Genomic DNA, 26,381 nt, shown 5'->3' on the forward strand with positions numbered 1-26,381 from the left:
ATTACGAATAAGATAAGAGAGGAGAAATTATGGAAGAACTTATTGAGATAATCAAAGAATATAAAATCATTGTTATCTGTGCTAGTTTGGGTTTGGTCTTGGGTGGCTTTTTCCTACTAAAGCCAGTCGCTCAAACACCGGCTAAGGAAAGCAATTTGCAAACAGAAGTTACAACTGTTTCAAAGGATTCGACGGATGAAAAGGATGATAAAAATCAGAAGGAAGAAGTGGTGAAGCAAGATCTGATTACTGTTGATGTAAAAGGTGCGGTCAAATCACCTGGAATCTATGATTTGCCAGTTGGAAGTCGTATCAATGATGCTGTCCAGAAAGCGGGTGGCTTGACAGATAATGCAGACAGTAAGTCTATCAATCTTGCCCAGAGAATTAGTGATGAAGCACTTGTTTATGTTCCATCTAAGGAAGAAGCTACCAGTCAAGAGGCGCATTCAAATGCTTCCAACACCAAAGAAAATAAGAAAGTCAATCTTAATAAAGCCAGTTTAGAGGAGCTGAAACAAGTCAAGGGGTTGGGAGGCAAACGTGCTCAGGATATCATCGACCATCGTGAGTCCAACGGTAAGTTTAAGTCAGTTGATGAGCTCAAAAAGGTTTCTGGTATTGGTGCAAAAACGATAGAAAAGTTAAAAGAGTATGTCACAGTGGATTAGTCGATTTCCCATCCCCAAAATCTATCTCAGTTTTCTCCTGCTTTGGCTCTACTATGCTATCTTTTCAGCAAGCTTTTTAGCACTCTTGGGCTTTGTCTTTTTACTTCTCTGCCTCTTTTTTCAATTTTCATGGAAGACTGTGGTCAAGGTTCTCTTTGTTTGTGCTCTTTTTGGGAGCTGGTTTATATTTCAAAAATGGCAACAAGAAGAAGCGAGTAAACATCTTGTTGACTCAGTTAATACGGTACGAATCTTGCCTGATACTATCAAGGTCAATGGAGATAGTTTATCCTTTCGTGGGAAGGCTGATGGTAGACTCTTTCAGGTCTATTATAAATTCCAGTCAGAGGCTGAAAAGGAAAGGTTTAAAGAGTTATCTGAACTGCATGAGATAGTAGTAAAAGGAAAGCTAGCTATTCCTCAAGGAGCAAATAATTTTGCGGGATTTGATTATCGGAACTATCTCAAAACACAGGGGATTTATCAGACCTTAACTATATCGGAAATTGTCGAATTAAAGAAAGCATCCAGCTGGGATATAGGAGAAAATCTATCCAGCTTGCGGAGAAAAGCAGTTGTTTGGATAAAAAGGAATTTTCCTGATCCCATGCGTAATTATATGACGGGACTCTTATTGGGTCATTTGGACACAGATTTTGAGGAAATGAATGAACTCTATTCCAGTCTAGGGATTATTCACCTTTTTGCTTTATCAGGGATGCAGGTTGGTTTCTTCATGAATGCTTTCAAAAAGTCACTCTTACGATTGGGTTTGACGCAAGAGAAGTTCAAATGGCTTGCCTATCCCTTTTCTTTGGTCTATGCAGGTTTGACAGGGTTCTCAGCTTCTGTTATTAGAAGCCTGTTGCAAAAACTTTTGGCTCAGCATGGTTTCAAGGGGCTGGATAACTTTGCTTTGACAGTCCTTGTCTTGTTTATCGTGATGCCGAATTTCTTCCTAACTGCTGGAGGAGTGCTCTCCTGTGCCTATGCCTTTATCCTGACCATGACTGGTGAAGAAGTAGCAGGGATAAAAGGTCTAGTTAGAGAAAGTTTTATTATTTCCTTAGGAATTTTGCCAATTTTATCATTCTATTTTTCTGAATTTCAACCTTGGTCCATACTCTTAACCTTTGTCTTTTCTTTTTTATTTGATATGGTCTTGCTACCACTTTTATCAATACTCTTCTGTCTGTCATGGATATATCCTATTACCCAGTTTAACTTTCTCTTTGAATGGCTAGAGAACATCATACGCTATGTTTCTCAACTATCTACTAGACCCTTTGTTTTTGGTCAACCGAATCTCTGGGTTTTGGTATGTCTATTAGTCTCTTTAGCGCTAATTTATGATTATCGTAAAAATTTGAAGAAAGCACCTTTGCTTATCCTATTTATCGTTTACCTTTTCTTAGTAACCAAACATCCACTGGAAAATGAAATCACAGTCCTAGACATGGAGCAGGGGCGAAGCATTTTCCTAAGAGACATGACAGGAAAGACAATATTACTGGATGTCGGTGAAAAGTTAGCAGTTGAGAAAAAAGAAGCTTGGCAGGAGAAAGTCACCTCGAGCGTTGCCAAACGGAGTTTAATTCCCTATCTGAAAAGTAGAGGAGTGGCAAAGATTGATCAGCTTGTTTTAACGGATAGTGAACCTAAGCAACTAGACAATCTACTAGAAATTAGTAAAGCCTTCAATCTTGGAGAGATTCTAGTAACTGAAGAAACTCTATCTAAAAGTGAATTTATGGATAAATTAAAGGAAAATAACTTGAAAGTACGTCCTATTAAAACAGGAGAGCAGTTATTTATTTTTGGGAGTAGTTTAGAAGTAATCGAAAATCAAAACAGTGATAGTAAAGCCTCAATAGCAATGTATGGGAAGCTACTAAATCAAACTTTTCTAGTCACTGGAAATATAGAGGAGAAGTTCTTAAACAAGTCTTATCCAAAAATCCAAGCAGATGTAGTGCTAACTCATCAGCAAGCATCGAAGAAAAAGACTGATGTCGAGGTCTTAAAAGCTTTACAACCTAAAATCTCAGTCATTTCTGTAGACAAGAAGAAAAAATTTAAAGAAAAAAATGGGGAGAATAACCAAGAACTTGGGAATTCGATTTACAAAACGGATCAAAAGGGGGCCATTCGTTTTAAAGGTTGGAGTGCTTGGAAAATAGAAACAGTTCGCTGAGCTTAGCTTTACAAGAAAATTAAAATTGTCTAAACAATCAATCAAAACTTGATTTTAGAACCTTTTTGCTATAAAATGGTAAAGATTAGTGTCAAACTTTTATATTGCAAATAGGAGAAAACATGACAAAAACTTTGAAACGTCCTGAGGTTCTATCACCTGCAGGAACACTTGAAAAACTAAAAGTAGCTGTTCAATATGGAGCAGATGCTGTCTTTATTGGTGGTCAGGCCTATGGTCTTCGTAGCCGTGCAGGGAACTTTACTTTCGAACAAATGGAAGAAGGAGTACAGTTCGCGGCTAAGTATGGAGCTAAGGTATATGTGGCTGCCAATATGGTTATGCACGAAGGAAACGAAGAAGGGGCCGGCGAATGGTTCCGTAAATTACGTGATATTGGGATTGCAGCGGTTATCGTGTCTGATCCAGCCTTGATCATGATTGCTGCAACAGAAGCACCAGGACTTGAAATTCACCTTTCAACCCAGGCTAGTGCGACTAACTACGAAACCCTAGAATTCTGGAAAGAACTTGGTTTGACTCGTGTTGTTTTGGCGCGTGAGGTTTCTATGGAAGAATTGGCAGAGATTCGAAAACGTACAGATGTTGAGATTGAAGCCTTCGTCCATGGTGCTATGTGTATCTCATACTCTGGTCGTTGTACTCTATCAAACCACATGAGCATGCGTGACGCCAACCGTGGTGGATGTTCACAATCTTGCCGTTGGAAATATGACCTTTACGATATGCCGTTCGGTAAGGAACGTAAGAGTCTCAAAGGAGAAATTCCTGAAGAATTCTCTATGTCTGCGGTTGATATGTCTATGATTGACCATATCCCAGATATGATTGAAAATGGTGTGGATAGTCTGAAGATTGAGGGCCGTATGAAGTCTATCCACTATGTTTCAACAGTAACAAACTGCTACAAGGCTGCTGTTGATGCCTATCTTGAGAGCCCTGAAAAGTTTGAAGCGATCAAGCAAGACTTGATTGATGAAATGTGGAAGGTTGCCCAACGTGAGTTGGCTACAGGTTTCTACTACGGAACACCATCTGAAAATGAGCAACTGTTTGGTGCTCGTCGTAAGATTCCAGAATACAAGTTTGTCGCTGAAGTTGTAGCTTATGATGATGCAACACAAATTGCAACTATTCGTCAACGTAACGTTATCAACGAAGGCGACCAAGTTGAGTTCTACGGTCCAGGTTTCCGTCATTTTGAAACTTTTATCGAAGACCTTCACGATGCCAAAGGAAATAAAATCGATCGCGCCCCAAATCCAATGGAACTCTTGACCATTAAAGTTCCTCAACCTGTTCAAGCAGGGGACATGGTACGTGCCCTGAAAGAAGGTCTGATCAATCTCTATAAAGAAGATGGAACAAGCGTCACAGTTCGTGCCTAGATAAGGAAAAAGAATGGTTCAAGCTCAGGGCTTACTAGTAGATCATGAAAGCAGATGTGTTCATTACCATAGTGATAAGGATATCGTAGCCTTACAGTGCTATGAGTGTCAGAAATACTATGCCTGTTATCAGTGTCATAATGAACTGGAGTCGCACATATTTTCTCCCTATCCTTTAAATCTGAAAAAGGATAGACCTATCTTATGTGGATCCTGTGGGAAAACACTAACGTATGAGGAGTATACAGAGACGGGCACTTGTCCATTTTGTAATGCTGCATTTAATCCAGCTTGTCAAAATCATTACTCAATTTATTTCAGATAAGAACTGACAAAACCGAGTTGTAAAACTCGGTTTTTTGTTTTCAGAAAACAAGGAAAGGTAGTGAAAGTGGTATGAAAAGACAATAAAATTTTCTATATAATTGTCTTGAAAATCCTAAAATTAGAAATAAATGATTCGAAACGCTTTCAATACTAGTAAAAAGTTGACAAAAGCAAATTTTAGGACTAAACTAGGGAGGTAAATTTAATTTAAAAAAGGAGAATTCGTCATGAATTTAACATTTTTCGGACTTTGTCTTGCCTGTATGGGTGTATCTATTGCTGAAGGATTGATTATGAGTAATCTCTTCAAGTCTGCCGCTCGTCAACCTGAAATTATTGACCAATTACGCAGCCTTTTAATTCTTGGTGTTGCCTTTGTAGAAGGTACCTTCTTTGTAACCCTAGCGATGGCATTTGTCATTAAATAGACAACTCTATTTAGAAATGGAGGTGTCAAACCATGGAAGAAAGTTTGAATCCAACCGTTAATATTGGACCAATATCCTTTGATTTGACCCTGCTTGCCATGTCTCTTGTAACTGTTTTGATGGTTTTTGCCTTTGTCTATTGGGCAAGTCGAAAAATGACCATCCGTCCCAAGGGCAAACAAAATGCTCTTGAGATGATTTATGACTTTGTAGTTAGTTTTGCAAAACCAAACATTGGAGATTCATACATCAAGGACTATTCCTTGTTCCTATTTTCTCTATTCTTGTTTATCTTGGTTGCCAATAATATTGGTTTAATGGCAAAAGTACAAACAACAAACGGTTATAACTTGTGGACTTCTCCAACAGCCAACCTTGGATACGATTTATCCCTCTCATTATTGATCACTTTGATCGCTCATGTAGAAGGAGTTCGTCGTAGAGGCGTTAAAGAATATTTGAGAGCATTTGTTACACCTGGCTTCATGACTCCGATGAACATTTTAGAAGAGTTCACCAATTTTGCCTCCTTGGCGATTCGGATATACGGAAATATTTTTGCCGGTGAGGTTTTAGCAGGATTGCTATTGGCCTTGTCACAACATGCCTTGTATTGGTATCCTTTTGCCTTTATTGCAAACATGTTATGGACAGCCTTTTCGATTTTCATTTCATGTATTCAAGCTTATGTATTTACCATGTTGTCATCTATGTACATTGGTAAAAAAATAAATGAAGGGGAAGAGTAAGTAGAGGAGGATTAGAAGATGGATTTAACTATTAGTACCATTATTGGTGACTTTATTCTGATCGCTGGTTCCTTCCTTTTATTGATCTTTTTAGTGAAGAAATATGCTTGGGGAAATATTACCAGTGTCTTAGATGAACGCGCTGAAAAGATTTCTTCAGATATTGATGGTGCCGAGGAAGCCCGTAAAAAGGCAGAGGAACTTGCTAGCAAACGCGAAGCTGAGTTAGCAGGTAGCCGTACCGAAGCTAAAACGATTATCGAGAATGCAAAGGAAACAGCTGAGAAAAGTAAGGCCGATATTTTGGCTGAAGCTAAACTTGAAGCAGGGCGCTTAAAAGAAAAAGCCAACCAAGAAATTGCTCAAAATAAAGCTGAAGCTTTACAAAGCGTTAAGGGAGATGTGGCAGACTTGACAATCAGTCTAGCTGGAAAAATCATCTCTCAAAACCTTGACAGTCAAGCCCATAAAGAACTCATTGATCAGTATATCGATCAGCTAGGAGAAGCTTAATGGACAAAAAGACTCTAAAGGTAATTGAAAAATACAGCATGCCTTTTGTCCAATTGGTGATTGAAAAAGGAGAAGAAGATTCTATTTTTTCAGACTTGTCTCAAATCAAGCAAGTAGCTGAAGAAACAGGCTTACCTTCTTTTTTAGCTCAGGTGGCAGTAGATGAGTCGGATAAAGAAAAAACGGTTCGTTTTTTCCAAGACTCTGTGTCACCTTTAGTGCAAAACTTTATCGAGGTTCTACTTTACAATCACAGATCAAACCTATTTTATGATGTGATTGTAGATTGCTTGAATCGTCTTGAAAAAGAAACCAATCGTTTTGAAGTGACTATTTTGTCTGCACATCCTTTGACTGATGAACAGAAAGAACGACTAATCCCTCTAATCGAGAAAAAGATGTCTCTAAGAGTTCGTAGCATTAAGGAAAAAATCGACGATAGTTTAATCGGTGGTTTTGTTATTTTTGCCAATCACAAGACAATTGATGTGAGTATTAAACAACAACTTAAAGTTGTTAAGGAAAATTTGAAATAGAAAGTGGTGTTCTTTTGGCAATTAACGCACAAGAAATCAGCGCTTTAATTAAGCAACAAATTGAAAATTTCAAACCCAATTTTGATGTGACTGAAACAGGTGTTGTAACCTATATCGGTGACGGGATTGCGCGCGCACATGGCCTTGAAAATGCCATGAGCGGTGAGCTATTGATTTTTGAAAATGGCTCTTATGGTATGGCGCAAAACTTAGAGTCAACTGATGTTGGTATCATCATTCTTGGGGACTTTACAGATATCCGTGAAGGCGATACAATTCGTCGTACGGGTAAAATCATGGAAGTTCCAGTTGGCGATAGCTTGATTGGACGTGTTGTCGATCCCCTTGGTCGTCCTGTAGACGGACTTGGTCCAATCAACACAGATAAGACTCGTCCAGTTGAAGCACCAGCTCCTGGTGTCATGCAACGTAAGTCTGTCTCAGAACCATTGCAAACTGGTTTGAAAGCTATTGACGCCCTTGTTCCAATCGGTCGTGGCCAACGTGAGTTGATCATCGGTGACCGTCAAACAGGGAAGACAACTATCGCTATTGACGCTATCTTGAACCAAAAAGGTCAAGATATGATCTGTATCTATGTAGCGATTGGACAAAAAGAATCAACAGTTCGTACACAAGTAGAAACACTTCGTCAGTACGGTGCCTTGGATTACACAATCGTTGTGACAGCCTCAGCTTCCCAACCTTCTCCATTGCTCTTCCTTGCTCCTTATGCAGGGGTTGCTATGGCAGAAGAGTTTATGTACCAAGGGAAGCATGTCTTGATCGTTTATGATGACCTATCTAAACAAGCGGTAGCTTATCGTGAACTTTCTCTCTTGCTCCGTCGTCCACCAGGTCGTGAGGCCTTCCCAGGGGATGTCTTCTACCTTCACAGCCGTCTACTTGAGCGTTCTGCAAAAGTATCTGATGAGCTTGGTGGTGGATCTATCACGGCTCTTCCATTTATCGAGACCCAAGCAGGAGATATCTCAGCCTATATCGCGACAAACGTAATCTCTATTACGGATGGACAAATCTTCCTAAGTGATAGCCTCTTTAATGCGGGTATTCGTCCAGCTATTGATGCGGGTTCTTCTGTATCTCGTGTTGGTGGTTCAGCTCAGATTAAAGCCATGAAGAAAGTTGCTGGTACTCTTCGTATCGACCTTGCTTCATACCGAGAGTTGGAAGCCTTCACTAAATTTGGTTCAGACTTGGATGCTGCTACTCAGGCTAAATTGAACCGTGGTCGTCGTACTGTAGAAGTATTGAAACAACCAGTTCACAAACCACTACCTGTTGAGAAACAAGTAACCATTCTGTATGCCTTGACTCATGGATTCTTGGATACTATATCAGTTGATGATATTGTTCGTTTTGAGGAAGAATTCCATGCCTTCTTTGATGCGCAACATCCAGAGATTTTGGAAACTATTCGTGAAACAAAAGACTTGCCAGAAGAAGCAGTCTTGGATGCTGCGATTACTGAGTTTCTCAACCAATCTAGCTTCCAATAAGAATAGAGGTGTCAGATGGCAGTATCTCTAAATGATATTAAAACAAAAATCGCCTCAACGAAAAATACTAGTCAAATTACTAACGCCATGCAGATGGTTTCTGCAGCTAAGTTAGGTCGTTCTGAAGAAGCTGCACGTAACTTCCAGATTTATGCTCAAAAAGTCCGTAAACTCCTTACAGACATCCTTCACGGAGATGGTGCTGGCGGATCAACAAATCCAATGTTGATTAGTCGCCCTGTCAAAAAAACAGGCTATATCGTCATTACATCTGACCGTGGTCTTGTTGGAGGATATAACTCTTCAATCTTGAAGGCTGTCATGGAACTGCAACAAGAATATCATCCATCAGGTGATGATTTCGAAGTCATCTGTATTGGTGGTATGGGAGCAGACTTCTTTAAAGCTCGTGGTATTCAGCCAATTTATGAATTGCGTGGTCTCGCAAGTCAACCAAGCTTCGATGAAGTTCGTAAGATTATTTCAAAAACCATTGAAATGTATCAAAATGAACTTTTCGATGAGCTCTATGTTTGCTACAACCACCACGTGAATACACTGACAAGTCAAATGCGTGTGGAGCAGATGCTTCCAATTGTCGACTTGGACCCAAATGAAGCAGATGATAACTACAGCTTGACATTTGAGCTTGAAACAAGTCGTGAAGAAATCTTGGATCAACTATTGCCACAGTTTGCAGAAAGTATGATTTACGGTGCTATTATTGATGCCAAGACAGCTGAAAATGCGGCAGGGATGACGGCTATGCAAACAGCTACAGATAATGCTAAAAAAGTTATCAATGATTTGACTATCCAGTATAACCGTGCCAGACAGGCGGCGATTACACAAGAAATTACAGAAATTGTAGCAGGAGCTAGTGCTTTAGAATAGGCTCTAGTCCAGCTCGTATGAAAATGAACTTATACTCAATGAAAATCAAAGAGCAAACTAGGAAGCTAGCCGCAGGCTGTACTTGAGTACGGTAAGTCGATGCTGACGTGGTTTGAATTAGATTTTCGAAGAGTATTAGGACCTAGTTGAGCTAGGAACCGACAGTATCTTATACAGAATAGGAGAAGTAGATGAGTTCAGGTAAAATTGCTCAGGTTATCGGTCCCGTTGTAGACGTCATGTTTGCAGCAGGTGAGAAACTACCAGAGATTAATAATGCACTTGTCGTCTACAAAAATGACGAAAGAAAAACAAAAATCGTCCTTGAAGTAGCCTTGGAGTTGGGAGATGGTATGATTCGTACCATCGCTATGGAATCAACTGATGGCTTGACCCGTGGTTTGGAAGTATTGGACACAGGCCGTCCAATCTCAGTACCAGTTGGGAAAGAAACTCTAGGACGTGTCTTCAACGTTTTGGGAGATACCATTGACTTGGAAGCTCCTTTTGGTGAAGATGCAGAGCGTCAGCCAATTCATAAAAAAGCACCAACTTTTGATGAATTGTCTACCTCTTCAGAAATTCTAGAAACAGGGATCAAAGTTATCGACCTTCTTGCCCCTTATCTTAAAGGTGGTAAGGTCGGACTCTTCGGTGGTGCCGGAGTTGGTAAGACCGTATTGATCCAAGAATTGATTCACAACATTGCCCAAGAACACGGTGGTATCTCAGTATTTACTGGTGTTGGGGAACGTACTCGTGAAGGGAATGACCTTTACTGGGAAATGAAAGAATCAGGCGTTATCGAAAAAACAGCCATGGTATTTGGTCAAATGAATGAGCCACCAGGAGCACGTATGCGTGTTGCTCTTACTGGTTTGACAATTGCTGAATACTTCCGTGATGTAGAAGGTCAAGACGTTCTTCTCTTCATTGACAACATTTTCCGTTTCACACAAGCTGGTTCAGAAGTATCTGCCCTTTTAGGTCGTATGCCATCAGCCGTTGGTTATCAACCAACCCTCGCAACAGAAATGGGTCAATTGCAAGAACGTATCACTTCAACTAAGAAGGGGTCTGTAACCTCTATCCAGGCCATCTACGTGCCAGCGGATGACTATACTGACCCAGCGCCAGCAACAGCCTTCGCTCACTTGGACTCAACAACTAACTTGGAACGTAAATTGGTTCAATTGGGGATCTACCCAGCCGTTGACCCACTTGCTTCAAGCTCACGTGCCTTGGCACCTGAAATTGTTGGAGAAGAGCACTATGCAGTAGCTGCTGAAGTGAAACGTGTTCTTCAACGTTACCATGAGTTGCAAGATATCATCGCCATCCTTGGTATGGATGAACTTTCTGATGAAGAAAAGACTTTGGTTGCTCGTGCACGCCGTATTCAGTTCTTCTTGTCACAAAACTTCAACGTTGCGGAACAATTTACAGGTCAACCAGGATCTTATGTTCCAGTAGCTGAAACTGTTCGTGGCTTCAAGGAAATTCTCGACGGTAAACACGATCATTTGCCAGAAGATGCCTTCCGTGGAGTAGGTTCAATCGAAGATGTTATTGCTAAGGCTGAAAAAATGGGATTTTAAGAGGTGATCTATGGCACATTTAACTGTCCAGATCGTGACACCAGATGGCCTCGTCTATGATCACCATGCCAGCTTTGTATCGGTACGAACTCTGGATGGTGAGATGGGGATCTTGCCACGACATGAAAATATGATTGCGGTTCTAGCAGTTGATGAAGTAAAGGTTAAACGCATCGATGATGATACTCATGTGAACTGGATTGCAGTAAACGGAGGAATTATTGAGATTGCTAAAAATGTCATTACCATTATTGCTGACTCAGCTGAACGTGCGCGCGATATTGATGTTAGTCGTGCAGAACGTGCTAAACTTCGTGCAGAACGTGAAATCGAAGAAGCACAAGACAAACACTTAATCGATCAAGAGCGCCGTGCTAAAATTGCATTGCAACGTGCTATTAACCGTATCAATGTCGGAAATAAATTATAAAATAAAAAATGAACTTGATTTAACAAGTTCATTTTTTATTAGTTCTTATTTATTGAAACTTATGCAGACTGCTTCAGGAACATGAAATTCATTAGAGATTTCTGCCAGTCTACCAGTTTCAGGATTGCGCTTAAAGACTGTAGCGTTATCAGAATCCTGGTGAACAGCGATAAGGAATTCTTGGTCAGGTGACAAATCAAAATCACGTGGATTTTTCCCATTGGTTGGAACAATCTCTAATAATTCCAAGCTTCCATCTGCTAAAATGCTATAAACAGCGATAGAATCATGGCCTCGGTTAGAAGCGTAGAGGAATTTGCCATCTTTAGAAAGACGAATAGCCGCAGTACCATTAAAGCCATTATAGTCATCTGGTAAGGTTGAAATGACCTGCATTTGTTCAAATTCTCCGACTCCATCGTAAATCAAAACTTCAATCGTACTGTTGAGTTCACAGATGAGATAAGCAATCTTGTAGTGGTGGTGGAAAACAAGGTGACGAGCACCAGCGCCAGGATTACAATTATAAGTTGCTAGTTTAGTCAACTTTCCTTCTAGATCGACATCATAGGTAGTGACCTCGTCAGTACCCAAGTCACAAGTTACCAAATATTGGTCTGGTGTTAAATCGGTGTAGTGTACGTGGGGAGAAGATTGATTTTCATGTGGACCATGGCCAGTGTGTTGAACTTTGTCTGCCAATTCAAGACAGCCATCTTCTTTACGTTTGTAGACTAGAACTTGACCTTTATGATAGTTAGCGCCATAGACTAGACTCCGTGTCTCATCGACTGCAACATAGCAGTGAGGAGCACCTTCTTCAACGACGTGATTCAGGAGGACACCATCAGTTTTGTATGCTGCGATTCCACCTTTGTCCTCATGGCTTCCGACAGTATAGAGATGCTGATGCTGATCAAAGGCTAGGTAGGTTGGACTTGGTTCTGCTGCAAAGAGTTCTAGATTTGAGAGTTTGCCAGTCTCAGTATCAAAATCAGCCTTGTAAATCCCTTGAGAAATACGTCGTGTATAGGTTCCAAAATATACTATTTCTTTCATATTCATACCTCTAGAAAAAGATAATTCAATTATAACATAAAAAGGCCTGCTAGATGAAAAATCTAAGTCAGAAAAAACAGCTCTTCCCTTGTCAAGAAGACAAATTTATCTCTTGCTAAAAGACTATAAAAAACCCTTATTTTTCTTAAAACATGGTATAATGTTAGGACAAAGGAAAGGAAGAAAAAATGGAACAAAAAGAGAAACACTTTACCTTATCTTGGTTTTTTAAATGGTTTTTAGACAATAAAGCGACCACTGTTTTCTTGGTGACCTTGTTATTAGGTCTCAATATTTTTATTCTCAGTAAAATTAGCTTTTTATTTTTCCCAGTTATAGACTTTTTATCAGTAGTGATGTTGCCGGTTATTTTATCGGGTCTACTTTTTTACCTCTTAAATCCACTAGTAGATCTGATGGAGAAGTACAAGATTAACCGTGTCTTAGCCATCAGTATTATCTTTATCATTATTGCAATACTCTTGATTATTGGACTAGCCGTTGCAATTCCAAACCTTCAACGTCAAGTAGTCGTTTTTGCGCAAAATGTCCCAAGTTATCTCGAGGATGCTGACAGAGTTATTGATGATCTTGTTACCAAGCGTTTGCCGGATGACTTTAGACCACAATTGGAGCAAGTTTTAGCTAATTTTTCAACACAAGCAACTGCTTGGGCAAGTAATATTTCTTCTAAGGCTGTTAACTGGGTGAGTGCTCTTATCAGTGGAACGTCACAGGTCATTGTCGCTCTGATCATCATGCCATTTATGCTCTTTTATCTCCTTCGAGATGGAAAAGGACTTAGAGACTATATTACTCAATTCTTACCAAATAAATTGAGAGAACCAGTTGGTAAGGTTCTTTCAGAAGTCAATCAACAACTTTCCAATTATGTTCGAGGGCAAATTACAGTGGCTGTAATCGTCGCCATCATGTTTATTATCTTATTCAAGATTATAGGACTTCGTTATGCTGTTACTTTAGGTATTACAGCCGGTTTTCTCAATTTAGTTCCTTATCTAGGTAGTTTTCTTGCAATGATTCCAGCCCTTATTTTGGGTTTGATTGCTGGTCCTGTTATGCTCTTAAAAGTTATTATCGTTTTCATTGTAGAGCAAACTATAGAGGGACGTTTTGTTTCTCCACTGATTTTGGGTAGCCAATTGAATATTCACCCAATTACCATTCTTTTTGTACTGTTGACTTCAGGATCCATGTTTGGTATTTGGGGTGTATTGCTAGGTATTCCAATCTATGCTTCCGCAAAAGTAGTCATCTCAGCAATTTTTGATTGGTATAAAGGAGTTAGTGGACTTTATGAACCAGTAGAGGAGACTGAAGGTGAACAATAGTCAACAAATGCTCGAGGCCTTGGAGCAACAAGATTTATCAAGAGCTGATTCTTTTTTCCAAAATGCCCTAGAGGAAGATTCAGATGAAGTTCTTCTTGAACTTGCTGCATATCTCGAAGGGATTGGTTTCTATCCACAGGCAGCACAGATCTATGAGAAATTAGCGCCGAAATTTCCAGAAGTCTACATCAATCTAGCTGCAATAGCTGGTGAGGATGGACTTATCGAAGAAGCTTTTGATTATTTAGAGAAGATTGGTCCAGAAAGTGAATGGTACGTATCAGCTCTTGCCTTAAAAGCAGATTTATATCAGATGGAAGGATTGACAGATGTTGCGCGTGAGAAGCTTTTAGAAGCTCGTAGCTACTCTGATGATCCTCTCCTGATATTTGGACTAGCTGAACTAGATAGTGAGCTAGGAAACGATTTAGAAGCCATTAAGGGCTATGCTCAACTAGATAATCGAGTTATCTACGATCAAACTGGAATTTCGACCTATCAGAGAATTGGTCTTGCTTATGCACGTTTAGGTAAGTTTGAATCTGCAATAGAATTTTTAGAAAAAGCCTTAGAGTTAGAATATGATGATCAAACAGCCTTTGAGCTTGCAAGTCTCTATTTTGACCAAGAAGACTACCAGAAAGCCGTACTATACTTTAAACAACTAGACACTATTTCTCCAGATTTTGAGGGTTATGAATATGGTTATAGTCAAGCACTGCATAAGGAGCATCAGACAGAAGAGGCTCTTAAAATAGCTCAACAAGGCTTGTCAAAAAATCCTTTTGAAACTCGGCTCTTACTCCTTGCATCTCAGCTATCTTATGAGTTGCATCAACCTGAGCAAGCAGAAGCTTATCTGATTCAAGCACAAGAAAATGCTGATGACCAGGAAGAAATTTTGCTACGCTTAGCTACCATCTACCAAGAACAAGAAAGATACGAAGATATTCTAGCTTTAGCAGTCTATGAACCTGAAAACCTCTTGACTAAATGGATGATTGCGCGAAGCTATCAAGAGACTGAAGAATTAGATGCAGCATATGATCTCTATAAGGAACTTGCTACTGAACTCAAGGATAATCCAGAGTTTTTGGAACAGTTTATTTATTTGTTAAGAGAGTTAGGTAAGCTAGAAGAAGCAAAAGACTACATTCAATCCTATCTACAATTAGTACCTGATGATTTACAAATGCAAGATTTGTATGATTATTTATCTTAAATACAAAAGATAATCACCAAGCAAAGGTGATTTTCTTTTTTTATTAAAAAGAAGTATAAATTGCTTTAAATTTGGGTGGATTGAGTATGAACTTTTAGTATTTTTTTGATATAATTGTTATAGTTATAAGTTGAACAATCAACAATAGTAAAAATAGAAAGATTGGCAAAATGACAAAAGTAAAAATTGTAACGGATTCTTCGGTTACTATTGAACCGGAAGTGGTTAAAGAATTTGATATTACTGTTGTTCCACTATCTGTGATGATTGATAGTGTCCTTTATTCAGATGCAGATCTTGAAGAAGGAGAATTTCTTCGCTTGATGCAAGCTAGTAAAAATCTTCCTAAGACTAGTCAACCACCAGTGGGACTCTTTGCAGAAATTTTTGATGATTTGGGTAAGGATGGTAGTCAGATTCTAGCTATTCACATGTCCCATGCTTTATCAGGAACTGTTGAAGCGGCTCGTCAAGGAGCAAGTTTGTCAACAGCAGATGTAACTGTTTTGGATAGTTCATTCACAGATCAGGCCTTGAAATTCCAAGTTGTGGAAGCTGCTAAACTAGCTCAAGAAGGAAAAGACCTTGAAACTATTCTAACCCATGTAGAGGAAGTAAAAAATCACACCGAACTCTACATCGGTGTTTCAACTTTAGAAAATCTTGTAAAAGGTGGTCGCATTGGCCGTGTTACTGGTTTGCTGAGCTCTTTACTGAATATTCGAGTAGTCATGCAGATGAAAGATAATGAATTGCAACCGATTGTCAAAGGTCGTGGTTCAAAAACCTTTAAGAAATGGTTGGATGAGTTAGTAGCCACTCTTTCAAATCGTTCAGTAGCTGAGATTGGTATTTCTTATGCAGGTACAAATGAATTTGCAAACGAGATGAAAGCTGTTCTACAACCTTACGTTGAAAAACCGATTTCAGTCCTAGAAACAGGCTCAATTATCCAAACTCACACCGGGGAAAACGCCTGGGCGATCTTAATTCGCTATAATTCCTAAAAAAATGAAGAAAAATCAATAAAAACGTGTTTTTGACTTGACCTAAAAGCAATTTTAGGTTATGATTATAAGTGTTAATTAGAAATAATTTTGGAGGATTCATTAACATGGCAAACAAACAAGATTTGATCGCTAAAGTAGCAGAAGCTACAGAATTGACTAAGAAAGATTCAGCAGCAGCAGTTGACGCTGTATTCGCAGCTGTAACTGAATTCCTTTCAGCTGGTGAAAAAGTTCAATTGATCGGTTTTGGTAACTTCGAAGTTCGTAAACGTGCAGCTCGTAAAGGTCGCAACCCACAAACTGGTAAAGAAATCAAAATCAAAGCTTCTAAAGTTCCAGCATTCAAAGCTGGTAAAGCTCTTAAAGAAGCAGTTAAATAATGATTTTATAAAAAACCTATTAATCAAGCGTCAAGCTTGGTTCGTAGGTTTTTTTATTTTGTAGAGGACTTGTTACGAAAGTAGAAGTAGAAATAAGAATTTGGACTATTATAAGCTATAAAAAAATTAAAGCTTGAAAAAATAAAGGAAACAAAAAAACAACTCCGAATCGAAGTTGTTTTCGTTTAACCGTATACAAGTGATGCGGTTGATTATTTGAGACCGTATTTTTTGTTGAAACGATCCACGCGTCCATCTGCTTGAGTGAACTTTTGACGTCCAGTGTAGAATGGGTGTGAGTCTGATGAAATTTCCACACGGATCAATGGGTAAGTTTCGCCTTCGAACTCAACTGTTTCGCTAGAGCGTTTTGTTGAACCGCTAAGGAATTTGTAACCAGTAGTTGTGTCCATGAAGACAACTGGGCGATATTCTGGATGGATATCTTTTTTCATTTTGCAATATTTCCTTTCTGCCATGGTCTCTTTGCGAGCCATAGATTGTTACCATACTAGTCTATCAGATTCTGAAAAGTTTGGCAAGCTTTTTATCTATTTTTCAGCAAGTTTTTTAATTTTTGGTAGATGAGCTTATTCTCTTCTAAACTATAGGAATTTGCTCCACTAGCAAGAGGATGGCCACCGCCATCATGTTCTTTTGCAACTTCATTGATTGGGACAAATTTACTGCGAAGACGTATGCGGTAGTGACCATCTGCTTGCTCCACAAAGATTCCCCAAAGGCTAACAGTATCAATACGGCCTGGAGCTCCAACGATGGCTGCTGTTTCCGCATCAGTAACGTCGTATTTCTTCAAGATTTCTTGGGTGAGAATAACACGTGCAGCACCATTTTCATCAACTTCTAAGTGGTCATAAACATAACCCTGGAGTTTGGCAATCTTAAAGCTCATAGTATCCATTTTACGTGTTAATTCAGCATAGTCAAAGTTATGTTCTCTGAGTTGACTTGCGATACGAAGCGTACGTGCAGAAGTAGAAGGGTAGAGAAAACGGCCGGTATCACCAATAATTCCAGAGCAGAGCATTTTAGCAGCGTAGTCAGATAATTCTAAGTTAGTTGCTTCAGCAAAAAGAGCAATCATCTCACTCGCACTACTAGAGTTCGTGTCTACCCAAACAAGATCGCCGTAGACTTCGTCATTTGGATGGTGGTCAATTTTGATAATTGTCTCAGCATTAAGATAACGTTTATCATCAATACGTGCTGTGTTTGCAGTATCACAGATAATGGCAAGTGCACCTTGATAGTCTGTGTCCACTACCTGATCCATTTTAGCAAGCCAAGTTAAGGTTGGTTCATTAAAACCAACTACTTTTATCGTTTTTTCTGGAAAATGATGCTCAAGCAAGGCTTTTAAACCTACCTGGCTCCCCAGAGCGTCAGGATCTGGTTTCATATGACGGTGGATGATAATAGTATTGTATGCTTTGATTTTTTCTAAAATTTGGTGGCAAATCTCCATAAATAACCTCAATTCTTTCTCATATCATTGTAGCACAAGAGTTTTTATTTTTAAAATGAAAAAGATGTGATATAATGGAGGAAGATTAATTGAGGAGGACCTTATGGCATTAGCAAAAATTGTATTTGCCAGTATGACCGGTAATACTGAAGAAATCGCTGATATTGTAGCAGATAAATTAAGAGAATGTGGTTTAGAAGTGGATGTTGATGAGTGTACAACCGTTGATGCTTCTGACTTTTTAGAAGCAGACATCGCCATTGTCGCAACCTATACCTACGGAGATGGAGAATTACCAGATGAGATGATGGATTTCTACGAAGATCTAGCAGACCTCAACTTGAGCGGTAAAATCTATGGTGTAGTCGGATCAGGTGATACTTTCTACGATGAATTCTGTAAAGCTGTTGATGACTTCGACCGAGTATTTATCGCTACTGGAGCTGAAAAGGGTTCAGAGTGCGTTAAAGTTGACCTTTCTGCCGAGGAAGAAGATATTGAACGCTTGGAGCAATTCGCAGAAGAATTAGCTGCTAAAGTAGGATAAGCATGAAGTGCACTGATGAAAATTGTCAGTGCAGTTTTTATTAAGCAGGATTAGGACTTTACTAGCCTACTTAGTGCTTTTTTGGTACAATAGTTCAATTAAAAAGGAGACTCTATGGATTTAGATACTATTCGACAAGAAATCGATAAAATCGATGACCAGATCGTTCAACTTTTAGAAGAGAGGATGCATTTAGTTGAAGGAGTAGTTGCCTATAAAAAAGCTTCAGGAAAACCTATTCTAGATACTAAAAGAGAAGAAGTTATCTTTGAAAAAGTCAAAAGTCGTGTAGGCAATAAAAAATACGAAGATACAATTGTTGCGACTTTTTCAGACATTCTCAAACGTTCACGTGATTATCAGGATAAAACGTTCAAATGAAAAAAGAAAAATTTTACCCTCTAGGAATCTTTCTAGCTGGTATGCTGGGAGGAATTGTGCGTTTTCAGATTTCGAGATGGTTGCCATCTAGTCCAGACTTCCCTTGGGGAACACTAGTAGTCAACTATTTAGGAATTTTTTGCCTTGTCTACCTTGTAAAAGGTTATCTGGTTTATAAGGGAAGTAGTAAAGGCACCATTCTAGCGCTTGGAACAGGATTCTGTGGTGGCTTAACGACATTTTCTAGTCTCCTATTAGATGCTGTGAAATTGCTGGACACAGGACGATACCTTAGTTTGGTGATGTATTTGCTTTTGAGCATTGGTGGCGGACTTTTATTAGCTTATTGTCTAGGGAGGAAGAAATGGTAGTATTTTATCTAGCGCTTGCTTGTGGACTGGGTGCCCTTGTTCGTTATTTCTTTTCCCGTTATAATCAAGGGTCAGTGCTACCACTAGGAACACTCATAGCTAATCTTCTAGGTTGTTTTTTGATTGGATTATGCTATAACTATGTGGAGTCAAAAGAAGTCTATTCTATACTTGCGACTGGTTTTTGTGGTGGTTTGACTACTTTCTCAACTTTGAATGATGAACTCCAAAGACTGATCAATGACAAGAAGGCATTTTATAGTTATTTATTATTAACCTATTTGCTTGGTTTTCTTGCAATTTTTTTGGGAATTTTGCTTTAAATTTCTTTACTTTTTCTAGGAAATTTGATAAACTGTATCTTGTGTGTAATGGACGCACAAAAATACAGTTTATCCGCTGAGGAAGTTTCCTCAAGATTGACAAAGATAGGAGAATAAAATGAATCCATTAATCCAAAGCTTGACTGAAGGTCAACTTCGTACAGATATCCCTTCATTCCGTCCTGGTGACACTGTTCGTGTACACGCGAAAGTTGTCGAAGGAAACCGTGAACGTGTTCAGATCTTTGAAGGTGTTGTTATTGCACGTAAAGGTGCTGGCATCTCAGAAAACTACACAGTTCGTAAAATCTCTAACGGTGTAGGTGTTGAACGTATCTTCCCAATCCACACTCCACGTGTTGAAAAGATCGAAGTTGTTCGTTACGGTAAAGTACGTCGTGCGAAATTGTACTACTTGCGTGCTCTTCAAGGTAAGGCAGCTCGTATCAAAGAAATCCGTCGTTAATTCGATGAAAAAACTCTGCTGCAAGGCAGGGTTTTTCTCTAGCTCCCTTAGTTCAATGGATATAACAACTCCCTCCTAAGGAGTAGTTGCAGGTTCGATTCCTGCAGGGAGCGAAACTAGTCACAAAAACACTGGATAACCAGTGTTTTTTCTTTGAACAAATTTTGAACCATTCATAAGATATCCATGGTGTGGTATAATGGACATAGAAAGTCTAGGAGAAAGAGATGAAAAAAGGCTTATTAATCGGTTGCTTATCCATGGTTATACTATTCGCAATATTCATAGTCCTTAGTCCTATTATTGCAATGATGGATATGTGGGGTCTATTTGCCCATGCAAGTCGGAATGAACTTGAGCAAGCTGTACATCGTTCTTATGAGAACTACGGTCTTACAGGACAGTTTGAGTTAGAAGAATATGATAAAAACTATACAAGTGTAGGAGGATATCTAATCCATGGTACGTATAGTGAAAATATAGCTGGTAAAACCTATCAGGCTAAGACTCTTTTTAAATACTATACTCGTCCTTCAGAACTTAAAAATTATAAAAAAACAGATGCGGAAGTAGATTATAAACAAAACAAAAAAATCTATCAAACTTTTCCAGAATTAGCTTATTTAGGGATTGAAATAAGTCCAGGCACCAGTGAGTTTTTAAAAACATTGGATACTTCAATAACAGATCCCAAAATGACTGCTTTGAAGTACGAAGGAATTGATTTTCAATTTAATAGTAAATCTGGCAACATGTATCTTTATGATGAAATCTTAGAGGAAAATCAAAGAAAAGGACAAGCATTACAAGGGATGTATCCTATGGATGCTCAATATCTTTTCCAAAAAGATATTTTTATACCAGAATTTCAATTTCGATACTACACTCCAGAAGACAAGAAAGATCAGTTATATAATGCCTATCTTGAAGACCTTGAATCGCAAATGAAAGAATTCTTTAACAATCAACCCTTACCAAACGGCCTTTATGCTGTAAAGATTGATAGATACGAAGGGGATAAACTTGTTAATAATAGCGGTGGATATTATGTGAGAATAGCAAACCGTCAAGTTGTGGCCTTTATCAAAGATTTACAGTAGGAGTTACTATGCTAATGCTGTTTATAAAGTCTTATAACACAATGATATAAGATTGAAGGTAGAATATTCAGAGTGCTAAAGTGTGAGTAAAGGAGTAAGGACGATGTTAGCCATTTATATTGATTCTATAGGGGATAAGTCAGCGACCTATAAGTTGTTAAGAAACTATTCATCCTTGCCTCTTTCCTTAATTCAATCAAGAATAAAAAATCATGATTCAGTTATGGATGTGGATATTCTAGATTTGGAAGAATTAAAAAAAGTAAGGGTCCTTATTCATGACTTGAGTGGCATTGGAACCATGGTTACTATGAAAGATTCGACTGGTGTTATCACCTTAAAAATATTAAATAATATTATTACTACCTATGAAGAGATTGCGGCTGAAAGAGAAGAATTAGACGCACTTATGTTTGATGAGGAAGAATAATCCGTAATTTAAAACACCCCAGGAGTTAGTTTTTTATCTCTAACTTCTGAGGTGCTTTTTCTATATTTTAATAATTTTACAAGACCCAAGTACGAATAGCATGGGCAACGCCTGATTCATCATTTGTTTTGGTGATGTATTTGGCGATTTTTTTGAGTTCTGGATTTCCATTTTCCATAACAACTGGATTTCCAACGACTTCAAGCATGGCACGGTCATTTTCTTCATCTCCGATAGCCATAGTCTCATCTTTTGTCAATCCTAGTTTTTCAGCTAGATGTGTAATAGCTGAGCCCTTGTCTACACCTTTTTTGAGAAGTTCTAGGTAGAAAGGAGCAGATTTGTTGATAGAGTAGCGCTCGTAAAATTCTTCAGGAATCTTTTTAATCGCAGCATCAAGAATCTCAGGCTCATCGATAAACATACACTTGACGATTTTCTTGTCAGCCATTTCTTCAGGAGTGCGGTAAAAGATAGGCATGCTGACGAGGGTTGATTCGTGTACGGTATATTTACCGATATTACGATTGGCTGTATAGATACCATCTTTGGTAATAGCATGCATATGAACTCCAAGTTTACGGCTGAGAAATTCCATATCCAGATAGTCTTCGTAGGTCAAGGATTCGCTGATGATCTCATGTCCTGTAGCAGTTTCTTGGACAAGGGCGCCGTTGAAGGTAACAACATAGTCGCCCTCATCTCTCAACTGTAAGTCGTCAAGGAGTTTAGCAACACCGGCAATAGGACGACCTGTTGCAATCACAACCTTAACACCAGCTTGTTTGGCATCTTGGATAGCTGCAAAGACTTCTGGCGTAATTTCTTTCTTGCTATTGACTAGGGTACCATCGATATCGACGGCGATTAGTTTAATACTCATAAATTTCCTCTGTTATTTCTTGTCTGGAGTAAAATGATCATTTTCAATCAAATGTGAAAATTGTTGAATGGTAGAAGCAAAAATATTGTTTGGATTCAGCATTTCTTTTGGGAAGTAGAAACGGTTGTCACCATGACGACTTCCTGCAAGAGATTGGACGATAGGTGAAAGACTAGATAGTTCAGCTAACTCACCATTTTTTTGCACAATCTCAATCTGTGTTCTAGGATTTTCAGACTCTGGTCGATAAATATCGTAAGGAAGGTCAAAATTCTTGTGGATAGCTGTGTAATAGTTGGGATCAAAACCAATTTCCTCTACTAAACCTCGCATGATTTCAAGTTGATTCTGGTCTTCCTGAGAAAAAGTAATAGATTTAAAGACCTTCCGATTGATGAAACGTTGGGAAAGGTCAGCCAATATCTTGTCTGTACTTGTCATCCAGAGTTGGAAGTAAGTATTCATCACACCATCATCTAGGGCAAGATAGTCAGCTAAGCTTACATTCTTCTCAAAAAATGGAAGGAGATGAGGCGAAGTAAGAGCGAAGAATTCTTTATTTTCTGGATAGAGTTCTTTGGCACGTTTCAAAAGATTTTGCAGAAGAACCTCCATGGCCCGTGTAGCTGGGTGGAAATAAACCTGCATATACATCTGGTAACGACTGAGTACATAGTCCTCGATGGCATGCATCCCATTACGCTGAAAGGCAATGCCATTTTCAACAGGACGAATGACACGAAGAATACGAGTGAGGTCAAACTGGCCATAAAAAGCACCGGTGAAGTAGGAGTCGCGTAGGAGATAGTCCATACGGTCTGCATCAATCTGACTAGAAATGAGCTGAACCACTTGTTTGTTTGGATAAGTGTGGTCGATAACGCTGGCTACTTTTTTTGGAAAGTCCGGTGCAACCTGCAAAAGAACCTGATGAATCTCTGTATCAGGGCTTTGGATAATTTCCTGGGTAATTGCCTCATGGTCGGTGTCAAAGAGATTTTCAAAAGTATGAGAGTAGGCACCGTGTCCGAGATCATGTAGTAAAGCTGCAGTCATGGTTAGTAGTGACTCGTTAGAATCCCATTCCTCAGGATATTTCTCCTCAAAAATCTCAGTGATTTGACGGGCAATTTCGTAGACACCCAAACAGTGAGAAAAACGACTATGCTCTCCACCATGGAAAGTATAGCTAGATGTCCCAAGCTGTTTGATGCGACGGAGCCGTTGAAATTCTTTGGTATTGATCAGGTCATAAATGACTTGATTATTAACGTGGATATAGTTGTGAACTGGGTCACGAAATACTTTTTCATTCATAAGACCATTATAGCAAATTCCTTGCCTTTTTGGTAAAATAGTAGGGATAAGTGAGAAGAAAGAGGAATAGTTGTGAAGATTAGAATGAGAAATACCATCAAGTTCGATGACCAATTGGAAGTAATCGACCAACTTTATGATGTTGAATTACGGGAAAAGGGCGATTTTTCCTATCTCCTTTTTTACAATGAAGACCAAGAAAAAGTAGTTTTGAAATTTAATGGGGAGGAACTTGTCATGACACGTTTCTCAAATCCCAAGACCATCATGCGTTTTCTCAAGGATTCTGATAGTTTAGCCTATATTCCAACACCTATGGGACTGCAGGAGTTTATCATCCAAACAAGCCACTACGAAGTTGGTGAAGAGAAGATTGAACTAGCCTATCAACTACAAAACAAAGAAGGAGTTCCATTTGCCAACTACCGTTTAGAAATTACTTGGGGATAAGAAAAAGAGGCTGGGAAAAAAGTTCTAGCCTCTCAATTGTATTTGGAGTGTCGAGCAAGACGCAGTGGTTGAGTGGGCTCTAATACGCTGATTTCATCAGCTTTTACAGCCCTACTCAACTGTGCGGAGGTGGGACAGAAATCGAATTCTAACGAATTACCGATTTCTGTCCCACTCTCATTTGATATAGAGTTCTTGATTTTTTAGGACGATTTCACGTACACTTGCAAATTTCTTAAGTTTTTTAAGTTCTTCTGGATGGGTTACAAGGGTGATGACATAGCCATCTTTACCCATACGCCCTGTACGACCCGCACGGTGAGTGTAAGTTTCCGTGTCTCTAGGGACGTCAAAGTTAATCACGCATTCCAAGCTATCAATGTCGATACCACGAGCCAGAAGGTCTGTCGCAAGAAGTAGTGTCAGTTGATTATCTTTGAATTTTTCTAGAATAACTTTTCTAAATTTAACGTTGACATCGCTAGCTAGCGAAACTGCTAAAACATCACGGTATTGTAATTTTTCCTCGGCGCTTCCAAGATCAGACAAGCTATTAAAGAAGACAAGACCACGGAAATCTTCAACCTGTGCCAGTTTACGAAGCATATCTACTCTGTGACGTTGGTCTACTTGCATGTAGAAGTGTTGGATGTTGTCTAACTTTTGGTCTGAGAGGTCAATGATGCGCGTGTTAGGTGCAATCTTATCTTGGTCAAATTTGGTAGTGGCACTCATGTAAATAAGTTGATGGTCACGAGGTGCGTAGTTGGTAATTTTCTCGACAAAATGAATTTGAGAATCATCAAGGAGTTGGTCGAATTCATCAAGAATGATTGTTTCCACGTTCATCATCTTGATTTTTTTCAATTTGACCAGTTCAAAGATACGACCAGGTGTTCCAATCAGAATTTCTGGTCCTTTTTTAAGTCGTTCAATTTGGCGTTTCTGGCTCGAACCGGATAGAAATAGCTGAGCTGTTAATCCGATAGCCTCACCCCAGGTTTTAGTGACTTCAAAAATTTGTCCAGCAAGCTCAGTATTAGGTGCTAAAATCAATAATTGTTGGGCTTTTTTCTTTTGCAGTTTGAGAAGACTAGGTAGGAGATAGGCTAAAGTTTTCCCTGTACCAGTTGGACTGACTCCAAGTAGGTTTTCACCTTCTGTTATTGGTTCAAAAAGTTGAGTTTGAATGGGAGTAAATTCTTGGAATCCCAGTTGATCAATCAATTCTTGCCATTCGGTAGGTAGTTTGGTTTTCATTTTTCTGCCTCAAATCTAATGCCAGCATTCTGGCGCATGGTATAAAGTAGCTCATGGACGTGTGTCGCATCATCAATCCAAGATTGGTAGAGATTCAGGTCTGCTTGCTTAATCATATGTGCGAAAGCAGCAACTTCCTCAGTCATGGTGTGAGGAGCCTGCTGGATAGGAAGTTGAACTTCATTTCCTTGATGGTCTGTAAAAGTAGCTGATTGGACATGCTCGATTGTATTAAGTGTCAAGGTTCCATCAGTAGTATAAATCTCACAAGGAAGATTAGAAGTGATATTCTTTCCTGCTTTGATGTGTACTTGATAGTCAGGATAGTAGAGCATGCCGTCACCGTTCAAATCGATACTATTATCTAGTTTCTGAGCTTGATAGGTTGCATGAGTCGGTTTTCCAAATAAGCGAACAGCAGCGTAGATAGGATAAATACCAAGATCCATAAGTGCACCACCTGCATAACGGTCTGAGAAAACATTAGGAGTATCGCCAGCAAGTAGGTTAGGCATCTTAGAAGAATATTTAGCGTAGTTAAAGTCAGCACCAAGAATTTGTTTGTTCGCAAGAAAGTCTTTGATTGTGGCAAAAGCATCTTCGTGGTAGTTACGTGCTGCTTCAAAGATAAAACATTTATTATCTTTAGCCGTTTGAACTAAATCCTGCCATTCTTGTGGTTGAGTGACAGCTGGTTTTTCAAGGATAACATGTTTTCCAGCAGATAAAGCCATCTTTGCCTGACTAAAATGCAGGGAATTCGGACTAGCAATGTATACCACATCGAATGAATCATTAAAGAAATCATTTAGCTGATCAAATAGCTTCACGCCTTGATGCTGTTCAGCAAACTTTTCTGCGGTTTCTATTTTTCTAGAATAGACTGCACCCAGTTGAAATTCTCCACTAGTATGGGTAGCCTCTAGAAAATGATGGTTGATTGAACTAGTTCCTATGATACCAAGTTTTAGCATAGTTACTCCTTTTCCACAAGTAATGATTGATTTCATTATAACATAGAAAGAGTCAACTCGTTACCTTGAGATAATTCTTTTGCTTTGATACTTCGAAATTT

Annotated in this window: 31 protein-coding genes and 1 tRNA gene; 25 read left to right on the forward strand and 7 right to left on the reverse strand. The window is 39.0% G+C overall.

Annotated features, from left to right (window positions below; all coding sequences use genetic code 11):
- Positions 1-29: 29 nt before the first annotated feature.
- From SPAR10_RS09065 to SPAR10_RS09115, 12 genes are all read left to right on the forward strand, one after another.
- Positions 30-671, forward strand: coding sequence for a helix-hairpin-helix domain-containing protein (locus tag SPAR10_RS09065; protein ID WP_004253296.1), 642 nt, complete (start codon positions 30-32; stop codon positions 669-671).
- Complete coding sequence (locus tag SPAR10_RS09070) at positions 655-2,865, forward strand: ComEC/Rec2 family competence protein (protein ID WP_004253303.1); 2,211 nt, start codon at positions 655-657, stop codon at positions 2,863-2,865. Before SPAR10_RS09065 ends, SPAR10_RS09070 begins: the two co-directional genes overlap by 17 nt.
- 122 nt (positions 2,866-2,987) lie before the next feature.
- Positions 2,988-4,274, forward strand: a complete 1,287-nt coding sequence (locus tag SPAR10_RS09075; RefSeq protein ID WP_004253306.1) for a peptidase U32 family protein — start codon at positions 2,988-2,990, stop codon at positions 4,272-4,274.
- A gap of 13 nt (positions 4,275-4,287) precedes the next feature.
- Entirely contained in the window at positions 4,288-4,599 is a 312-nt protein-coding gene (locus SPAR10_RS10920) for a CHY zinc finger protein (RefSeq protein ID WP_080581402.1), read from the forward strand.
- A 229-nt stretch (positions 4,600-4,828) separates the two neighbouring features.
- A complete protein-coding gene (locus tag SPAR10_RS09080) occupies positions 4,829-5,029 on the forward strand; it encodes a F0F1 ATP synthase subunit C (RefSeq protein ID WP_004253309.1) in 201 nt (66 codons plus the stop codon).
- 32 nt (positions 5,030-5,061) lie between these two features.
- Positions 5,062-5,778, forward strand: coding sequence for a F0F1 ATP synthase subunit A (atpB, locus tag SPAR10_RS09085; RefSeq protein WP_004253312.1), 717 nt, complete (start codon positions 5,062-5,064; stop codon positions 5,776-5,778).
- An 18-nt stretch (positions 5,779-5,796) separates the two neighbouring features.
- Positions 5,797-6,291, forward strand: coding sequence for a F0F1 ATP synthase subunit B (atpF, locus tag SPAR10_RS09090; protein ID WP_004253314.1), 495 nt, complete (start codon positions 5,797-5,799; stop codon positions 6,289-6,291).
- Entirely contained in the window at positions 6,291-6,827 is a 537-nt protein-coding gene (locus SPAR10_RS09095; protein ID WP_004253318.1) for a F0F1 ATP synthase subunit delta, read from the forward strand. The genes atpF and SPAR10_RS09095 overlap by 1 nt, the downstream gene beginning before the upstream one ends.
- Before the next feature lie 14 nt (positions 6,828-6,841).
- On the forward strand, positions 6,842-8,347 hold the full coding sequence (atpA, locus tag SPAR10_RS09100; protein WP_004253321.1) for a F0F1 ATP synthase subunit alpha: 1,506 nt from the start codon (positions 6,842-6,844) through the stop codon (positions 8,345-8,347).
- Positions 8,348-8,362: 15 nt separating this feature from the next.
- Positions 8,363-9,241, forward strand: coding sequence for a F0F1 ATP synthase subunit gamma (locus SPAR10_RS09105; RefSeq protein ID WP_004253324.1), 879 nt, complete (start codon positions 8,363-8,365; stop codon positions 9,239-9,241).
- Between the two features lie 191 nt (positions 9,242-9,432).
- Positions 9,433-10,839, forward strand: coding sequence for a F0F1 ATP synthase subunit beta (gene atpD, locus SPAR10_RS09110; RefSeq protein WP_004253325.1), 1,407 nt, complete (start codon positions 9,433-9,435; stop codon positions 10,837-10,839).
- A 10-nt stretch (positions 10,840-10,849) separates the two neighbouring features.
- Positions 10,850-11,269: a F0F1 ATP synthase subunit epsilon gene (locus SPAR10_RS09115; protein ID WP_004253329.1), complete on the forward strand. Its 420-nt coding sequence runs from the start codon at positions 10,850-10,852 to the stop codon at positions 11,267-11,269.
- Positions 11,270-11,314: 45 nt separating this feature from the next.
- Here SPAR10_RS09115 and SPAR10_RS09120 read toward each other — a convergent pair whose 3' ends face one another.
- On the reverse strand, positions 11,315-12,328 hold the full coding sequence (locus tag SPAR10_RS09120) for a lactonase family protein (RefSeq protein ID WP_004253331.1): 1,014 nt from the start codon (positions 12,326-12,328) through the stop codon (positions 11,315-11,317).
- Between the two features lie 188 nt (positions 12,329-12,516).
- On the opposite strand from SPAR10_RS09120, the gene SPAR10_RS09125 reads away from it, so the two are divergent.
- The 4 genes from SPAR10_RS09125 to SPAR10_RS09140 all read left to right on the forward strand — a co-directional run bounded on the left by SPAR10_RS09125 (position 12,517) and on the right by SPAR10_RS09140 (position 16,292).
- Positions 12,517-13,680, forward strand: coding sequence for an AI-2E family transporter (locus tag SPAR10_RS09125; protein ID WP_004253334.1), 1,164 nt, complete (start codon positions 12,517-12,519; stop codon positions 13,678-13,680).
- A complete protein-coding gene (locus SPAR10_RS09130) occupies positions 13,670-14,902 on the forward strand; it encodes a tetratricopeptide repeat protein (protein WP_004253338.1) in 1,233 nt (410 codons plus the stop codon). Before SPAR10_RS09125 ends, SPAR10_RS09130 begins: the two co-directional genes overlap by 11 nt.
- A 170-nt stretch (positions 14,903-15,072) precedes the next feature.
- Entirely contained in the window at positions 15,073-15,909 is an 837-nt protein-coding gene (locus SPAR10_RS09135; RefSeq protein ID WP_004253342.1) for a DegV family protein, read from the forward strand.
- A gap of 107 nt (positions 15,910-16,016) precedes the next feature.
- On the forward strand, positions 16,017-16,292 hold the full coding sequence (locus SPAR10_RS09140) for an HU family DNA-binding protein (RefSeq protein ID WP_004253345.1): 276 nt from the start codon (positions 16,017-16,019) through the stop codon (positions 16,290-16,292).
- Between the two features lie 212 nt (positions 16,293-16,504).
- On the opposite strand, the gene SPAR10_RS09145 is transcribed toward SPAR10_RS09140, so the two are convergent.
- Together SPAR10_RS09145 and SPAR10_RS09150 are read right to left on the reverse strand one after the other, a co-directional pair.
- On the reverse strand, positions 16,505-16,747 hold the full coding sequence (locus tag SPAR10_RS09145; protein ID WP_004253349.1) for a type B 50S ribosomal protein L31: 243 nt from the start codon (positions 16,745-16,747) through the stop codon (positions 16,505-16,507).
- Positions 16,748-16,839: 92 nt separating this feature from the next.
- Positions 16,840-17,778, reverse strand: coding sequence for a DHH family phosphoesterase (locus SPAR10_RS09150; protein WP_004253352.1), 939 nt, complete (start codon positions 17,776-17,778; stop codon positions 16,840-16,842).
- Positions 17,779-17,881: 103 nt separating this feature from the next.
- Here SPAR10_RS09150 and SPAR10_RS09155 point away from each other — a divergent pair, with 103 nt between their 5' ends.
- The 8 genes from SPAR10_RS09155 to SPAR10_RS09190 all read left to right on the forward strand — a co-directional run bounded on the left by SPAR10_RS09155 (position 17,882) and on the right by SPAR10_RS09190 (position 21,396).
- Positions 17,882-18,325 carry a flavodoxin gene (locus tag SPAR10_RS09155; protein WP_004253355.1) on the forward strand — a complete coding sequence of 148 codons (444 nt, stop codon included), beginning with the start codon at positions 17,882-17,884 and terminating at the stop codon, positions 18,323-18,325.
- Positions 18,326-18,439: 114 nt separating this feature from the next.
- Positions 18,440-18,706 carry a chorismate mutase gene (locus SPAR10_RS09160; protein ID WP_004253358.1) on the forward strand — a complete coding sequence of 89 codons (267 nt, stop codon included), beginning with the start codon at positions 18,440-18,442 and terminating at the stop codon, positions 18,704-18,706.
- Positions 18,703-19,077 (forward strand): fluoride efflux transporter CrcB, encoded by a 375-nt coding sequence (crcB, locus tag SPAR10_RS09165; RefSeq protein WP_004253361.1) that lies wholly within the window; start codon positions 18,703-18,705, stop codon positions 19,075-19,077. Before SPAR10_RS09160 ends, crcB (SPAR10_RS09165) begins: the two co-directional genes overlap by 4 nt.
- Positions 19,071-19,400, forward strand: coding sequence for a fluoride efflux transporter CrcB (gene crcB, locus SPAR10_RS09170; protein WP_004253364.1), 330 nt, complete (start codon positions 19,071-19,073; stop codon positions 19,398-19,400). Before crcB (SPAR10_RS09165) ends, crcB (SPAR10_RS09170) begins: the two co-directional genes overlap by 7 nt.
- A gap of 118 nt (positions 19,401-19,518) precedes the next feature.
- Positions 19,519-19,866 (forward strand): 50S ribosomal protein L19, encoded by a 348-nt coding sequence (gene rplS, locus SPAR10_RS09175; protein ID WP_001068670.1) that lies wholly within the window; start codon positions 19,519-19,521, stop codon positions 19,864-19,866.
- A 41-nt stretch (positions 19,867-19,907) separates the two neighbouring features.
- A tRNA-Arg gene (locus tag SPAR10_RS09180) sits at positions 19,908-19,979 on the forward strand.
- Between the two features lie 114 nt (positions 19,980-20,093).
- A complete protein-coding gene (locus tag SPAR10_RS09185) occupies positions 20,094-20,966 on the forward strand; it encodes a hypothetical protein (RefSeq protein WP_004253367.1) in 873 nt (290 codons plus the stop codon).
- Positions 20,967-21,069: 103 nt separating this feature from the next.
- Positions 21,070-21,396 (forward strand): hypothetical protein, encoded by a 327-nt coding sequence (locus SPAR10_RS09190; RefSeq protein ID WP_004253370.1) that lies wholly within the window; start codon positions 21,070-21,072, stop codon positions 21,394-21,396.
- Between the two features lie 76 nt (positions 21,397-21,472).
- Here SPAR10_RS09190 and yidA read toward each other — a convergent pair whose 3' ends face one another.
- Together yidA and SPAR10_RS09200 are read right to left on the reverse strand one after the other, a co-directional pair.
- Positions 21,473-22,279 carry a sugar-phosphatase gene (gene yidA, locus SPAR10_RS09195; protein ID WP_004253372.1) on the reverse strand — a complete coding sequence of 269 codons (807 nt, stop codon included), beginning with the start codon at positions 22,277-22,279 and terminating at the stop codon, positions 21,473-21,475.
- A 12-nt stretch (positions 22,280-22,291) separates the two neighbouring features.
- A complete protein-coding gene (locus tag SPAR10_RS09200; RefSeq protein WP_004253375.1) occupies positions 22,292-23,596 on the reverse strand; it encodes an HD domain-containing protein in 1,305 nt (434 codons plus the stop codon).
- 72 nt (positions 23,597-23,668) lie between these two features.
- Here SPAR10_RS09200 and SPAR10_RS09205 point away from each other — a divergent pair, with 72 nt between their 5' ends.
- On the forward strand, positions 23,669-24,046 hold the full coding sequence (locus SPAR10_RS09205; RefSeq protein ID WP_004253378.1) for a YwiB family protein: 378 nt from the start codon (positions 23,669-23,671) through the stop codon (positions 24,044-24,046).
- 177 nt (positions 24,047-24,223) lie between these two features.
- Here SPAR10_RS09205 and SPAR10_RS09210 read toward each other — a convergent pair whose 3' ends face one another.
- Both SPAR10_RS09210 and SPAR10_RS09215 read right to left on the reverse strand, forming a co-directional pair.
- Positions 24,224-25,306, reverse strand: a complete 1,083-nt coding sequence (locus SPAR10_RS09210) for a DEAD/DEAH box helicase (RefSeq protein ID WP_004253381.1) — start codon at positions 25,304-25,306, stop codon at positions 24,224-24,226.
- Complete coding sequence (locus tag SPAR10_RS09215; RefSeq protein WP_004253384.1) at positions 25,303-26,280, reverse strand: Gfo/Idh/MocA family protein; 978 nt, start codon at positions 26,278-26,280, stop codon at positions 25,303-25,305. Before SPAR10_RS09215 ends, SPAR10_RS09210 begins: the two co-directional genes overlap by 4 nt.
- Positions 26,281-26,381: the final 101 nt, after the last annotated feature.

This window comes from Streptococcus infantis SPAR10 (assembly GCF_000279535.1).
GTDB lineage: Bacteria > Bacillota > Bacilli > Lactobacillales > Streptococcaceae > Streptococcus > Streptococcus infantis_I.

What these genes read in the sequence shown, in the direction of transcription:
- SPAR10_RS09065 (WP_004253296.1), top strand. Translation starts at nt 30, where the DNA reads ATGGAAGAACTTATTGAGATAATCAAAGAATATAAAATCATTGTTATC.
- SPAR10_RS09070 (WP_004253303.1), top strand. Translation starts at nt 655, where the DNA reads ATGTCACAGTGGATTAGTCGATTTCCCATCCCCAAAATCTATCTCAGT.
- SPAR10_RS09075 (WP_004253306.1), top strand. Translation starts at nt 2,988, where the DNA reads ATGACAAAAACTTTGAAACGTCCTGAGGTTCTATCACCTGCAGGAACA.
- SPAR10_RS10920 (WP_080581402.1), top strand. Translation starts at nt 4,288, where the DNA reads ATGGTTCAAGCTCAGGGCTTACTAGTAGATCATGAAAGCAGATGTGTT.
- SPAR10_RS09080 (WP_004253309.1), top strand. Translation starts at nt 4,829, where the DNA reads ATGAATTTAACATTTTTCGGACTTTGTCTTGCCTGTATGGGTGTATCT.
- atpB (WP_004253312.1), top strand. Translation starts at nt 5,062, where the DNA reads ATGGAAGAAAGTTTGAATCCAACCGTTAATATTGGACCAATATCCTTT.
- atpF (WP_004253314.1), top strand. Translation starts at nt 5,797, where the DNA reads ATGGATTTAACTATTAGTACCATTATTGGTGACTTTATTCTGATCGCT.
- SPAR10_RS09095 (WP_004253318.1), top strand. Translation starts at nt 6,291, where the DNA reads ATGGACAAAAAGACTCTAAAGGTAATTGAAAAATACAGCATGCCTTTT.
- SPAR10_RS09105 (WP_004253324.1), top strand. Translation starts at nt 8,363, where the DNA reads ATGGCAGTATCTCTAAATGATATTAAAACAAAAATCGCCTCAACGAAA.
- atpD (WP_004253325.1), top strand. Translation starts at nt 9,433, where the DNA reads ATGAGTTCAGGTAAAATTGCTCAGGTTATCGGTCCCGTTGTAGACGTC.
- SPAR10_RS09115 (WP_004253329.1), top strand. Translation starts at nt 10,850, where the DNA reads ATGGCACATTTAACTGTCCAGATCGTGACACCAGATGGCCTCGTCTAT.
- SPAR10_RS09120 (WP_004253331.1), bottom strand. Translation starts at nt 12,328, where the DNA reads ATGAAAGAAATAGTATATTTTGGAACCTATACACGACGTATTTCTCAA.
- SPAR10_RS09125 (WP_004253334.1), top strand. Translation starts at nt 12,517, where the DNA reads ATGGAACAAAAAGAGAAACACTTTACCTTATCTTGGTTTTTTAAATGG.
- SPAR10_RS09135 (WP_004253342.1), top strand. Translation starts at nt 15,073, where the DNA reads ATGACAAAAGTAAAAATTGTAACGGATTCTTCGGTTACTATTGAACCG.
- SPAR10_RS09140 (WP_004253345.1), top strand. Translation starts at nt 16,017, where the DNA reads ATGGCAAACAAACAAGATTTGATCGCTAAAGTAGCAGAAGCTACAGAA.
- SPAR10_RS09145 (WP_004253349.1), bottom strand. Translation starts at nt 16,747, where the DNA reads ATGAAAAAAGATATCCATCCAGAATATCGCCCAGTTGTCTTCATGGAC.
- SPAR10_RS09150 (WP_004253352.1), bottom strand. Translation starts at nt 17,778, where the DNA reads ATGGAGATTTGCCACCAAATTTTAGAAAAAATCAAAGCATACAATACT.
- SPAR10_RS09155 (WP_004253355.1), top strand. Translation starts at nt 17,882, where the DNA reads ATGGCATTAGCAAAAATTGTATTTGCCAGTATGACCGGTAATACTGAA.
- SPAR10_RS09160 (WP_004253358.1), top strand. Translation starts at nt 18,440, where the DNA reads ATGGATTTAGATACTATTCGACAAGAAATCGATAAAATCGATGACCAG.
- crcB (WP_004253361.1), top strand. Translation starts at nt 18,703, where the DNA reads ATGAAAAAAGAAAAATTTTACCCTCTAGGAATCTTTCTAGCTGGTATG.
- crcB (WP_004253364.1), top strand. Translation starts at nt 19,071, where the DNA reads ATGGTAGTATTTTATCTAGCGCTTGCTTGTGGACTGGGTGCCCTTGTT.
- rplS (WP_001068670.1), top strand. Translation starts at nt 19,519, where the DNA reads ATGAATCCATTAATCCAAAGCTTGACTGAAGGTCAACTTCGTACAGAT.
- SPAR10_RS09185 (WP_004253367.1), top strand. Translation starts at nt 20,094, where the DNA reads ATGAAAAAAGGCTTATTAATCGGTTGCTTATCCATGGTTATACTATTC.
- SPAR10_RS09190 (WP_004253370.1), top strand. Translation starts at nt 21,070, where the DNA reads ATGTTAGCCATTTATATTGATTCTATAGGGGATAAGTCAGCGACCTAT.
- yidA (WP_004253372.1), bottom strand. Translation starts at nt 22,279, where the DNA reads ATGAGTATTAAACTAATCGCCGTCGATATCGATGGTACCCTAGTCAAT.
- SPAR10_RS09200 (WP_004253375.1), bottom strand. Translation starts at nt 23,596, where the DNA reads ATGAATGAAAAAGTATTTCGTGACCCAGTTCACAACTATATCCACGTT.
- SPAR10_RS09210 (WP_004253381.1), bottom strand. Translation starts at nt 25,306, where the DNA reads ATGAAAACCAAACTACCTACCGAATGGCAAGAATTGATTGATCAACTG.
- SPAR10_RS09215 (WP_004253384.1), bottom strand. Translation starts at nt 26,280, where the DNA reads ATGCTAAAACTTGGTATCATAGGAACTAGTTCAATCAACCATCATTTT.